This is a genomic window from Tenacibaculum sp. 190524A05c (assembly GCF_964036595.1).
GTDB classification, from domain to species: Bacteria; Bacteroidota; Bacteroidia; order Flavobacteriales; family Flavobacteriaceae; genus Polaribacter; species Polaribacter platacis.
On sequence record NZ_OZ038523.1, the window covers coordinates 932,742 to 944,954 of the forward strand.

Consider the following 12,213-nt stretch of genomic DNA (forward strand, 5'->3'; position numbering starts at 1 on the left):
AACTAATTATTTTATGAACTAGATGTTTTTCACTTCTTCCTTATGAGGACGCTCATTCCTTCCTGCTTCTTCTGGATATAAAAGATAAACAGGATCGGTTTGAACAAACTCTTTGGTTTCAATATTTAATGCAGTTAAACTTCCTTTAAACGCTGCACCAGTATCGACATTCCAAACATTACAGCCTTGCATTGGTTCCAATACATTGTAATTTGTTGTTGGTGTATGTCCGATATAAATTTCATTAAACAGTAATAAACGTTTTGGAAATAATAGAGAATCCTTCTTTATTCGTTTATCCATGGTTAAGGCCATTTCCCACAAAGTTCTATCCCAAGTGTAGTTCGATTCATAAACTTCTTGATATGGACCATGCATAGAGGTAAATCCTGCATGTATAAACAACCTATTTTCATCATCTACATGAAAAAGCTTCATACGCTCCAAGAATTGTAAATGTTCGTTCTTCTGATTTTCAGAATACTCATAGTAACTGGTAATTGTATTCTTTCCACCGTGGAATAACCATTTGTCAGGCTTCACGCCGCTTTTTAACCAATTTTCGCAATACACATCATGATTTCCTTTAATGAAAATACATTTATGACTTTTATCCAATTCAATTAGATACTCTAAAACCTGAGCAGACTCACTCCAACCATCAACATAATCACCTAAGAAAATAAGTACATCATTAGCTGTTAAATCCAACTTAGATATAAGTTGTTTCAAGGCTTTTAAACCTCCATGTATGTCTCCTATTGTGAATGTTCTCATCCTTTCATTAAATTCTTAAACAATTCCAAAAACTCTTTAATATCACCTCTAAATTTGAAAAAGTTTTTCTTACTAATAAAGTTTTCTGTAAAATTATTATCCTCAAGATTTACATCAATAACATATCCTCCATACTTTATAGTTTGTTGTACAAGAGCATTTGGTAAGTTAGTGGCTCCTGAGCTACCTAATATTATTAATAGCCCCGAATTTTTCGCAATCTTTAAGGTAGTATCTAATTTAAAGTTTCTTTCATTATAAAATTCATCAAACCATAATATATTTGGTCTAGTATCTTCTCCACATTTTGGACAGAATAATAACTTTTTCTCATCATAAGTCAAATCCTCATCAATATTTTTTAGTGGTATATTTGGCATTTCATACACGTCTTTTGAACATTCTTCTGAGCATCTCATTTCTCTTAAGTTACCATGTATTTCATAAACTTTTTTGCTACCTGCTCTTTGATGTAGATTGTCGATATTCTGTGTAATCAAATTAAATTTATCAGGAATACAATCTTCAATTCCTTTTAATAAATAATGTGAATCATTCGGTTTAGCTTCAGAAAACATTTTTTTCCTGAAAAAAGTGTATTGCCATACTTCATCAGCATTTTTAGAAAAGTGCTCAAAAGTTCCAAATGATTCAGGTTTATAATATTTTGTTCCTTTAATCCAAATACCATCGCTTCCTCTGTAAGTAGGAATTCCACTAGCTGAGGATATTCCTGCTCCAGTTAAGAACGTAATATAATTTCTTGATTTTTTAGTTTGTACTTCTTGTAATATATTCTTTAACTCTTTCATATTAAAACTGTATAAATTTGCTAGGAACTTGATGTGTTAACCAAACCCCATTTTTAGATTTATAAAATTCGTAACCTTCACGAAACATCAAACCTGAGTTGATCACCAAGATTATTGGTTTTCCTCTTCTGCTTCCAACTTTTGTGGCTGTTATTAAGTCTTCACTTAAATGTACATGTTGTCTGTTCATTTTTTGAAGGCCATTTGCTTTTATAGATTCTAAAAACTTTTCAACGGTTCCATGATATAAATTTTCTGGTGGCTCAATAGCTTCAAACTCCAGATTTATATTCTTAATAGAATGACCTTGATTCGCCCTAATTTTAGATTTATCTTCATTAAAACTAAAGCGTTGTTTATCATTTTCTGCCACTACTTTTTCTAAATCTGATATCGAAAAATGCATTCGTCTTTTTTTCGATTTATGAATTAATTCTTCAACATCTGCCCATCCATTTTCATCTAAATTCAAACCAATTGTTTCTGGTTGATGTCGTAACAGCAGACTTAGAAATTTACTTATTCTTTTTATTTCTTTTTCGTTCATTTTTCTATTTTTATTTAAAGTCATACACGATGACTTCAATATTTTCTTTACTTAGATTCTGTTTTAAAATAGGTTCTATATGTTTCCACTTTCCTCCTGCCAAACCACAACCAATTCTTGGCATGTGAACAGATGCATTTAATTCTTTTGCCTTTTTTGCCACTTTTTCCATTCCTAAATTAATAGCATCATATCGAACTGGCGGATTTCCAAATTCATCTTTTCTTATTTTTCGTTGACCAATTAAATTTGCCACCCACAAATTATCTTCCACTTGTACAAATTGAACTTTACCTAATTCAAAATTTTCTCCAGATTTAAACCATTCTCTATACTTTTGCTCGGGTTCTGGCCAACGCTTTGAAATTGCTACAACAAATCCTTTTCCCCAGCCTCCTATATCATTGCAAACATGAACTATAATTTTATTCTCTTTACCTTGTGGTTGCGTTGCATCTCCTTCTATATATTTAATTTCCTTCATTCTTTTTCTAAATAATTTTTATAAATCTTATAATTCTCATCATCAAAACAGACAAAAATTACCTTTTCTAAAACTAAATTCTCTCTAACCGTTTTTATGGCAATTTGAGCAGCCAACTCTTTTGGAAACTTATAAATTCCAGTACTTATATTGGGAAATGCTATGCTTTCAAAATTATTCTCTTTAGCAAGTTCTAAACTATGCTTGTAACAGTTAGCCAATAACTCTTTTTCCTTTTCTAATCGTTGACCTCCATTATATACTGGTCCAACTGTATGAATCACTTTTTTTGCTGGCAAATTACCCGCTATTGTAATAACTGCTTCTCCTGTTTTACATTTTCCTTGTCTATTTCTAATTTTCTGACAATCCTCAAGAATTTTTGATCCGCCAGCTCTATGAATTGCTCCATCTACGCCTCCTCCTCCAAGTAAACTTGAATTAGCAGCATTGACAATCACATCAACTTCAACTTTTGTAATATCGCCTTGTATTACTTCTATTTTCATCTTTCTAAACTTTTAGAAAATCGATAAGATAAATCAATAATCTCTTCTCTTTTTACTAAATCATTCAACCAACTTTTTGGTATGCTTTCTTCTTCATAATACAATCCGGCTAAAGCTCCGGTAACGCAAGCGGTAGTGTCAGTATCTTCTCCTAAATTCACCGCCTTTAAAACTGCATCAGCATATGAATCTGTAGTCAAGAAAGTCCATAAACTTGCTTCTAACGTATTTAACACATACCCTGAACCACTAATTTGCTTTTCATCTAATTCATATAATCGCTCAACTGTATAATCACCTATTGGATTCTCGAATACTCTATGAAAGTTATCGATTTCTTTTTGTGAACAAATCGCGTTTTCGTTTAGAAATTTATTTACGGTTAGTTGCATGCTCTTGTAAGCTTCAAACTTGTCTATTCCGTTAAATAATTCTAACATGAATTCAACATAAATAAAACAACTCAAAACAGAACGAATATGAGCATGTGTAATTGATGAAACTTCCTTTACCTTTTGGAATCGTTCTTCTATTGGCATATCTTTAATGTAAAATACCAACGGACTAATTCTCATTAGAGATCCATTTCCATTATCAAATTCACCTGTTCCACCTGCCAATGTTGGTGGAGTTCCTTTAGCAAAAGAGTCTATAGCTTTACTTGTGGCAATTCCTATGTCAAAAACTTCACCATGTGCGGTCCAATAATTCTCACTGTACCAACGCATAAAGTTTGCGGCAATAGTTTTCGTATTATAACCTTTACATAAACTTTCCGCTAAACAAAAAGTCAAAGAACTATCATCACTCCAAGTTCCTCTAGGTTGATGATGAGAACCAAACTCTCGCATTGTCTTTACAGGATTTTGCTGTAATTCAAATCTTGACTTAAATTCTACAGGAACTCCTAAAGCATCACCTATAGCTAATCCTAAAAATGTTTTTTCTATTTTCTTTTTCATTTTTCTATTCTTTCAATTTTCCCAATTAATTCTTTAATGATTGTACTATCTGAAGATTGATATTCTTTTCCTATATATACTTTGACAACTTCTATTTCTCCAACAATTGCTGAATTAAAAACATCCAAATCTTCCGATGGCACCCACAATTCATTGTGAATTTTTCCTCCAACATTTTCTATTTGATACTTATTAAATTCCTCTTCTGTAATTGAAAACTTAGTTACAAATCCTAAAAAATTACCGAAAGGATCAGTTGTATTCCATTTTTCAGCTATTTCACTAGCATACTCTTCATTTAATACAGGATAAAAAATTGGTTGTTGTTCCAAACGAGAAGGGAAATTTTTAAATCCACTTTCAGCAATTAATAACATTTCTTTCTCTCCTACTGGTCTATATAATGTTTTCATTTCTTAATAGTTAAAATAATTCGGTAAAAGCTTCAATAAACTTTTCATTTCTAGAATAAATGGCAAAAACAACTTTCTTAAATTTATTCTTGAATCTTCCATTGAATTGTTGGTGAAACAATTTTGCTATAACCTTAGGATCATTTTGAAATACTCCACATCCCCAAGCACCAAGAATTAATGTCTCGTAATTATACTTTTCGCTTAAGGTTAAAAGTTTTTCGATTCTCTTATTCATTATAGCAGGTACTTGATCTAAAACTTCCACTTCCCTGAGTTTAACTACCCCCAAATTAACCGCAGCAGATGTAATTATTCCACACTTAACAGGTGTAGCTAATAGTTTTCCATTTTTATCTCTAAAAAAAGGAACCTCCGGACTATGGATCATACCATCGGTATAAATACAAGATTTCATGTTTCTGTGAGTTTCGTAAAAATCGAAAACACTCATTTGTGAACCATACAGAGCAGATGATACTGCTAAGCTTTCTTCTTGAGCTAAAGCTCCATTCAAAAATCCTCCTCCAGGATTTTTAGCCGAAGCAAAATTTAAACACATTGTTTTACTGTATTCAGATAACCTAATGATTGAGCTTACTGAATCTTCGTGTTTTACCTCGAACTCTGTAACACGATCACTTTTAACTTCTTGGTCTTCATTCAATTCATTTTCCAAATCTTGACTTGAATAGTATTTTGTATTTGAGATACAAAACTCTATTTCTTTTGATATATCAATCTTAGTATTATCTTTTTCATTTTGATAATACCCATTATCTATAATTTCTAAAGTTTCTTTTGCTTTTAATTTTCTTGTTGACTTTTTCATAATTCTTCTTTTTAATTGCTTTACTAATTCAATATATCATTCAACTTTAATTGAATAATTCCTTCTACATCTCTAAAACTATCCGTTGCGAAAATTTGTGTAAAATGTTCCTGTAAACTTTCGACTCCCTTGCTAAAAATTCCGTGACTTACGGCTAAATATAAATCACCAGCATTTTTCTTTTTTAATTCTTCAGCAAGTCCCATAAAGGTTCCTCCTCCATCACAAATATCGTCCACTATTAAACAGTCTTTTCCTTGTAAATCTTCTTCATATACTTTAAAACCTTCTAATTTTCCATTAGTAACATTCCTCTTTTTAGAACATTCAATCACAGCAATTCCCCCTAAATATTCCGATACTTTATAAATCTTTTTCAATGCTCCTCCATCTGGAGAAATTAACAACACTTCTTTTCCTATTTTTTGAATAACCTTTTCTATAAACGTGTAATTTGTAACGACTTCACAATTATCTAATACTGCTGGCGTAACTTCAGAATGTGGGTCAAAAACAATTACTTTATCCACACATAAGTCATTTAATATCTCTGCATACACTTTTACCGTTAAAGGTTCTCCTGGAATCATAACTCTATCTTGTCTTGCTCCTGGAAAATAAGGTATGAACACATTGATAATAGAAACACCACTTCTTCTTAAAGCATCAACAGTACAAATCAACAATCCGAAATCATTAAATGATTTAATTCTCATGGTAACGGATACTTCCGAAATATCCTTTACATCTGTTTTAATTTTAATGTGCGGTTCACCTCCAGAAAAAACAAAAGATTCAAAATCAATTTGGTTTGCTCCTAGTGGTTGAAAAGATGGATCTAAATTTAAAATCATTTTTGTGTTATTTTTACGCAAAACTAAAACATAAAAATAGACTGACAAAATATTTTGTGTAAAATTTACACTATCTTAATTTCAAAATGAAATCCTTCGTTAAGTAATTGACTGTATTTCTTATTATTAAACTTAAACAGTTTAGCAGGACGACCACTCCCCTTTTGATGAATTTTATCCGTTTCTTCAACAATTTCAAAGCTTAAAATTTTCTTACGGAAATTTCTACGATCGATTTTATGGTCAAGTATTGTAGTATATAGATTTTCTAAATCAGAGAATGGAAACTCTTTATTAAGTAGATCGAAACCAATAGGTTGATACTGTAGCTTCGCTTTTAATCTCTCTTTAGCAATATTTAGAATTGTTCCGTGGTCAAAAGCTAAATCAGGAAGTTCTTTCACTGGAAACCATTCTACTTCTTTCGCATCCGTAGCTGCATGAATTTTAAAATGGTTTGGCCTTACTAATCCAAAATAACTCACAGAAACAACCCTATTTCTTGGATCTCTTCCTGGTTTTCCAAAAGTATATAACTGTTCTAAATAATCAATCTGAACACCCGTTTCCTCTTTCAATTCACGAGTCACAGCAGTTTCTAACGATTCATCATCCATAACCAAACCTCCTGGTAATGCCCAGCTATCTTTAAAAGGTTCTACACCTCTTTTAATTAATAAAACTGAAAGTTGTTTTGCGTCATAACCAAATACAACGGCATCAACAGCTACTTTAATATCTTGAATTGCAGGCATATTTTGTGTTTACTTTACACAAAATTACAAATAATTATGCTAAAGTTTCTTTGGTTATTTTAGTTTCTGTAGGTAATTCAACTGCCTTCTGACCTTTTCTAAACAATCTAGCAGACAATTCTCCTTTAAGTTTAATCTCATTATTAGAAACTTCTAACCAACTTCCTTCGCGTAAACCTAAAACTGGAGTTTCATTAAAAACATGAAATTCTTTAATTCTAGTTTCTCTGGTTTCCCCCATATGTTTAGAAGATGGATCTGGATCTAAATAGTGCGCATTGATATTGAACGGAATAAATTCCATCGTATCAAAACTTGGCGGATAAACAATTGGCATATCATTAGTATTCATCATTGTAATTCCACAGATATTACTTCCAGCGCTTGTTCCTAAATATGGAATACCAGATTCTACCCTACTTTTTAGGATATCTATCACATCATTTTTATATAATTGATTGACCAACTCGAAAGTATTTCCTCCACCTGTAAAAAACGCTTCAGCTTTAGAAATCGCTTCTTTGGGGTTATCAAACTCGTGAATTCCCTTAACCTCAATATTAATTTTAGCAAAAGCTTCTTTTGCTTTGGAAGTATACTCACCATAAGAAATACCACCAGGTCTTGCATAGGGAATAAATACGATAGTTTCTATATTAGAAAAAAATACTGTTAACTCAGGAAGTAAATACTCTAAGTAACCACTACCATGAACAGTAGAAGTACTTGCAACTATTAATCTTTTCAATTATTTCAAATTTATGTACAAACAAAAATATTAAAAAACCTATATTCGCGTCACTTAAAAATTTTAAATTTTATACTATGAAAAAATTACTTTTATTATTCGTTTCTATGTCTTTATTTGTTTCATGTTCAGATGACAATGGAGAAACTTTAGTTGATGTAGACGCGAGCGAAATTGTTGGAAAATGGGACTTAATTGATTTCAAATCTGATGGAAAAACTAATACTGATGCTTTTGGACAGTCAATTGAATCAGAGTACACATCTTTCGGAAAAGATTTCGATTTTGAAGTTGATTTTGCAGACAATCCTAAAACTGCAACTGGTACAGGTAGTTATACTACTGTAATTACAACTAAAATTTTAGGACAATCTCAAACTCAAGAAGTTCCAACTACATCTGCAAATGGTTTAGAATCTGCTACTTGGAGTGTTAATGGTGGGATTTTAACAATTACTCCTACTAACTCTGATACTCCTAACTTAGCAAGTGATGCTAAAATTATTGAGTTTGATGGAGAAACTATGAAATTAAAGTTTGAAATCAACGAAACTGTTGAAGAAGAGCAACAAGGAATTAAAGTAACTATTAAAGTTAATGCTACAGCTTATTTAACATTAAAAAAGCAAGTTTCTACAGCTCTTTAATTAAATACTACATTTTAAAATAAAAGCTCACTTCGAAAAGTGAGCTTTTTTTATGTCATGATTAATTGCATCCAAATATCTTATCTTCTTACTGCGATTAAATCTCTATTACTGTCTTTATCCGAACGAACACGTCCATCAGATGTAACTCCACCAGATAAAAGTAATCCAGTTACATGAGGAGCAGCCATAGAAGTACCACTAATTCTGTTGTATCTTCCTCCTGGCCAAGTAGACCATACATCTGTTCCTGGAGCAGCATAATCTACAGGAGAACCATAGTTTGAAGTAGCTGCAATTCTCTCGTTGATATCCATATTAGAAATTGTATAGATATTAGTTCCATTAACTCTAGCAGGAGAATAAAATCTAGAATCATCATTTGAATTTCCAGCAGCCATAACTACTCTAATTCCTCTATTAGCAACGTTTCTTACAGCTCTATCAATAGCATTGTCAGTATATCTGCTACGTGGACCTAAACTCATGTTTACAGCGTCTCCACTTCTTCCATTTGCAGCAACATAATCTAAAGCTTGAATTGTCCAAGAGAAATCTCCTGTTCCATTTCCTGCTAATACTTTTAATCCAACTAAATCAACTCCTGGTGCAACACCAATAACTCCAAATCCGTTATTTAATGCACCAACTGTTCCTGCTACGTGAGTACCATGACCATTTCTATCGTCAGCACTTGAAGCATCGGCACCAGTAGTTACAAAAGTTCTACTTCTACCAGTGTTAACTCTTAAGTCTGGATGATCTAAGTCAATCCCACTATCAATAATCCAAGCAGTTCTGTTAATTGGATTTGCAGGTCCACCTACTCTATCAATTCCCCATGGGAAGAAATCTCTAGTAGCGGAAGAGTTATCTCTAGATTGAGAATCGTCATACTTTTCAAGAGAAATTTGGAAATCTCTTTCAATTGATTCAACCCTTGGATCTCCAAGTAAGTTTTCATACTCTCTTTTTGTTAAATCTGCTACGAAACCTTGTAAAGCATATCCGAATGTTCCTTTTAAATTAGTTTCTTCAACTCCTAATTTTTCGAAGTCAGCTACAACTTCTTTTTTTAAGGATTCCATTTCGTTTTCATAAGCTAATTTGGTTCCTCTTGTTTGTGGTAATTTTAAGGTTCCTTCTTTCAGTACTACGATGTACTGATTCTTAATAAAATCAGAAGAAATGTCGTCTGTAGCATTGGGAGTTGCTACATCTTCTGCATTGTTACAGGCAAAAAAGCCCATACTTGCGATTGTTAAAATCGCAACCTTGAAATTGATTTTTTTCATTTTTAGAAAGGTTTTTGGTTTTTATCTGAAGCAAATTTATTTTTTTAACATTTAATAGAAAAATATTTTTAAATCCATAATTTAAATTGCTTTCACAAAGCAATTAAAGCAACTTAATTGCATTAATGTTTTTAACATATATTTAATTTCCTCTTATAATTTTTTAAGAATATCACTTGCTTTATTTGTACATCAACTAATTATATGCAAAAACTATTACTCAAAACATTATTATTATCAATCTTCTGCTTCTCTGTTTACGCACAGAGAATAGAGATATCTGGAGTACTTACAGATAAATTGGGAAACATAGCTGACGCTCATATTGTTAATAAAACAACAAAACAAGGAACGTTCTCTAAATTGAATGGTGAGTTCAAAATTAAAGTACAACCAGACGATGTTATTGTGATTAGTTCTGTGCAACACCACAATCAAACCTTCACGTATTCAAAATCAGCCTTAACAAATAATCAATTAAAGATATTCTTATACCTTAAAGACTACTTACTGGAAGAAGTTGAGGTTAGAAAAACTGACTTGCAAGGAATACTTTCTAATGACTCGAAATCCATTGGAAAAAGTAATCGACAGGAAGTAATGGAAAATTTAGGGTTTGATCCTTTTCCTAAGAAAATGTCAAAAATAGATCGTGAAATAAAAACTGCTTATGCAGGTGGAGTTCAAATTGGTTTAGGAGCTATGGTTTCTCTAGATTACATTATAAACTCTATGTCGGGGAGAATTGATATGCTAGAAAAACAAAAAAAATTGCTTGAAAATGAAAAAAAACTAAAGTACATGGAATACACCTACAGGCATTTCATTACAAAGTCTCTTAACATTGATTCTTCTCAAGTCGCTCGCTTCTTATATTTCAGTCATTTTGATACTAAGTTCAATGAATCTTTTAACGGAGGTGATATCAAAATCATTCATTTTTTAAAAGAACAGGCGGTACTGTTTAAAAAAGATTCCCTGTGAAAAAGAAATTCTTATTACTTGTTATTATAACTCTAACTAAAGGAGTTTTACTTCATTCTCAAGAAATTACCATTAAAGGGAAAATTGAAGATAATGTTGGAATTGTAAAGAATGTGAACATATTAAATACGGAATCCAAAAAAGGTACATTTACTGATGATGAAGGATTTTTTTCTTTAAAAGTTAAACTAGGAGACAAACTTGAATTTACCAGTATTCAGCACTATAAAAAAGAAGTATACATTGATTTAAATACGATCAAAACCAAAACTTTAAATCTTAAACTCCAATCCAAAGATTACTTATTAGACGAAGTGGAAATCAAAAAAACATTACTATCAGGAACACTTGCCGTTGACACAAAATTTGCTAAAGAAACGAAACGTGAAGAAGTAATGAAAAATTTAGGGTTTAACCCATACATTAAGAAAAAGTCTCAAATTGAAAGAAAAATACATACGGCTTCCACAAGCTCAGGAATTATTCCACTTGGCTTATTAATAAATACATTAAGTGGTAGAATGAGAGTATTAAAAAAACAAAGAGAAATTGCTGAAAATGAAACTAAGATGAATTATATAGATAAGAACTACAGAACTCATATAATTCACGATCTTAAAATTGATAGTATCAACGTTGATCGATTTATCTACTTTATGCACCTAGATAAAAACTTTGAAGAAGTGTACAAAAAGGGAGACATAACACTCATTCCTTTTCTCAAAGAGCAAGCAACTCTTTTTAAAAGAGATTCATTGTGAAAAGGAAACTATTCATATCATTGTTATTAACTATAATTTCAGTATTCACTTATTCTTACGGCCAAGAAATTACCATTCATGGTAAGGTGGTAGACAAAATTGGAGTTGTGAGTAATGTGAATATATTAAATAGAACCTCTAAAAAAGGAACTTTTTCTGACGATCTTGGAATCTTCAATATAAAGGTGAGTTTGGGAACTGAACTTGAATTCACAAGTATTCAACATTACAAAAAAGTAGTAGTAATAGATCATAATATTTTAACTAAAAAATCTCTTACAATAGAACTTTATTTAAAAGACAATTTACTTGAAGAAGTAAATGTATCAAATAAGAAGATGTTCGGCACGTTTAAAAGAAGTCTTACACAATCTACTAGAGATATAGCTGTGGTAAAATCTAGAAGTGCTTTAGATTTTTCCGAAATAAAGATTGAGGAAAATAAAAACTATCACAAAGCTACAACTTTAAATAGAGAATTGAATAATATCACAGACCCAACTCAAAGGTTTGAAGGTGTGAGTTTAAGAGGGGCGTTTATTCCATTTGGTAGTATTTTAAAAAGAAGAAAGCAGAAAAAGAAATTCGAATTTAAGAGAAACTTCCCAAGTCTGATTTTAAAAGAATTAGGTGAACGCTTTTTCTTTAAAGAACTAAAAATACCTGAAAATAAGTTCTATCACTTTTTAGAATATTGCAATCCACTAGGAATAGAAAAACTGTATCAAGAAGGTAATATTTTAGAAGTTATAGAGATATTGACAAAAGAATCTAAAGAGTACTTAATTAATGATATGCATAAATAATATTAATTAAAGCATAATAGTTATTCA

Annotated in this window: 16 protein-coding genes; 4 read left to right on the forward strand and 12 right to left on the reverse strand. The window is 31.3% G+C overall.

Annotated features, from left to right (window positions below):
• Nucleotides 1-18: 18 nt before the first annotated feature.
• The 11 genes from ABNT61_RS04195 to pepE form a co-directional block, all read right to left on the reverse strand.
• The gene (locus tag ABNT61_RS04195) at nt 19-777 is read right to left on the reverse strand and encodes a metallophosphoesterase family protein (RefSeq protein WP_348744975.1); all 759 of its coding nucleotides are present in this window, start codon (nt 775-777) and stop codon (nt 19-21) included.
• Complete coding sequence (locus ABNT61_RS04200) at nt 774-1,589, reverse strand: SIR2 family NAD-dependent protein deacylase (protein WP_348744976.1); 816 nt, start codon at nt 1,587-1,589, stop codon at nt 774-776. The genes ABNT61_RS04195 and ABNT61_RS04200 overlap by 4 nt, the downstream gene beginning before the upstream one ends.
• Nucleotide 1,590: 1 nt before the next feature.
• A complete protein-coding gene (locus tag ABNT61_RS04205) occupies nt 1,591-2,136 on the reverse strand; it encodes an RNA 2'-phosphotransferase (protein ID WP_348744977.1) in 546 nt (181 codons plus the stop codon).
• A gap of 10 nt (nt 2,137-2,146) precedes the next feature.
• Complete coding sequence (locus tag ABNT61_RS04210) at nt 2,147-2,620, reverse strand: macro domain-containing protein (protein WP_348744978.1); 474 nt, start codon at nt 2,618-2,620, stop codon at nt 2,147-2,149.
• Nucleotides 2,617-3,129, reverse strand: coding sequence for an O-acetyl-ADP-ribose deacetylase (locus tag ABNT61_RS04215; RefSeq protein ID WP_348744979.1), 513 nt, complete (start codon nt 3,127-3,129; stop codon nt 2,617-2,619). Before ABNT61_RS04215 ends, ABNT61_RS04210 begins: the two co-directional genes overlap by 4 nt.
• A complete protein-coding gene (locus ABNT61_RS04220; protein WP_348744980.1) occupies nt 3,126-4,091 on the reverse strand; it encodes an ADP-ribosylglycohydrolase family protein in 966 nt (321 codons plus the stop codon). The genes ABNT61_RS04215 and ABNT61_RS04220 overlap by 4 nt, the downstream gene beginning before the upstream one ends.
• The gene (locus tag ABNT61_RS04225; protein ID WP_348744981.1) at nt 4,088-4,504 is read right to left on the reverse strand and encodes an ADP-ribosylation/crystallin J1; all 417 of its coding nucleotides are present in this window, start codon (nt 4,502-4,504) and stop codon (nt 4,088-4,090) included. Before ABNT61_RS04225 ends, ABNT61_RS04220 begins: the two co-directional genes overlap by 4 nt.
• Nucleotides 4,505-4,514: 10 nt before the next feature.
• Entirely contained in the window at nt 4,515-5,336 is an 822-nt protein-coding gene (locus tag ABNT61_RS04230; RefSeq protein ID WP_348744982.1) for a TIGR02452 family protein, read from the reverse strand.
• 23 nt (nt 5,337-5,359) lie between these two features.
• A complete protein-coding gene (gene prs, locus ABNT61_RS04235; RefSeq protein ID WP_348744983.1) occupies nt 5,360-6,190 on the reverse strand; it encodes a ribose-phosphate diphosphokinase in 831 nt (276 codons plus the stop codon).
• Nucleotides 6,191-6,255: 65 nt separating this feature from the next.
• Nucleotides 6,256-6,945 carry an NUDIX hydrolase gene (locus tag ABNT61_RS04240; RefSeq protein ID WP_348744984.1) on the reverse strand — a complete coding sequence of 230 codons (690 nt, stop codon included), beginning with the start codon at nt 6,943-6,945 and terminating at the stop codon, nt 6,256-6,258.
• Between the two features lie 34 nt (nt 6,946-6,979).
• Nucleotides 6,980-7,693: a dipeptidase PepE gene (gene pepE, locus ABNT61_RS04245; protein ID WP_348744985.1), complete on the reverse strand. Its 714-nt coding sequence runs from the start codon at nt 7,691-7,693 to the stop codon at nt 6,980-6,982.
• A 77-nt stretch (nt 7,694-7,770) separates the two neighbouring features.
• Between pepE and ABNT61_RS04250 the strand changes: the two genes are divergently transcribed.
• Nucleotides 7,771-8,340 carry a hypothetical protein gene (locus ABNT61_RS04250; RefSeq protein ID WP_348744986.1) on the forward strand — a complete coding sequence of 190 codons (570 nt, stop codon included), beginning with the start codon at nt 7,771-7,773 and terminating at the stop codon, nt 8,338-8,340.
• An 80-nt stretch (nt 8,341-8,420) separates the two neighbouring features.
• Here the strand turns inward: ABNT61_RS04250 and ABNT61_RS04255 are convergent, their stop codons facing one another.
• Nucleotides 8,421-9,635, reverse strand: a complete 1,215-nt coding sequence (locus tag ABNT61_RS04255; RefSeq protein ID WP_348712275.1) for a S8 family serine peptidase — start codon at nt 9,633-9,635, stop codon at nt 8,421-8,423.
• 204 nt (nt 9,636-9,839) lie between these two features.
• On the opposite strand from ABNT61_RS04255, the gene ABNT61_RS04260 reads away from it, so the two are divergent.
• The 3 genes from ABNT61_RS04260 to ABNT61_RS04270 are packed head-to-tail and all read left to right on the forward strand — an operon-like array spanning nt 9,840 to nt 12,186.
• Nucleotides 9,840-10,619, forward strand: coding sequence for a carboxypeptidase-like regulatory domain-containing protein (locus ABNT61_RS04260; RefSeq protein ID WP_348744987.1), 780 nt, complete (start codon nt 9,840-9,842; stop codon nt 10,617-10,619).
• Nucleotides 10,616-11,380 carry a carboxypeptidase-like regulatory domain-containing protein gene (locus ABNT61_RS04265; RefSeq protein ID WP_348744988.1) on the forward strand — a complete coding sequence of 255 codons (765 nt, stop codon included), beginning with the start codon at nt 10,616-10,618 and terminating at the stop codon, nt 11,378-11,380. Before ABNT61_RS04260 ends, ABNT61_RS04265 begins: the two co-directional genes overlap by 4 nt.
• On the forward strand, nt 11,377-12,186 hold the full coding sequence (locus ABNT61_RS04270; RefSeq protein ID WP_348744989.1) for a hypothetical protein: 810 nt from the start codon (nt 11,377-11,379) through the stop codon (nt 12,184-12,186). The genes ABNT61_RS04265 and ABNT61_RS04270 overlap by 4 nt, the downstream gene beginning before the upstream one ends.
• Nucleotides 12,187-12,213: the final 27 nt, after the last annotated feature.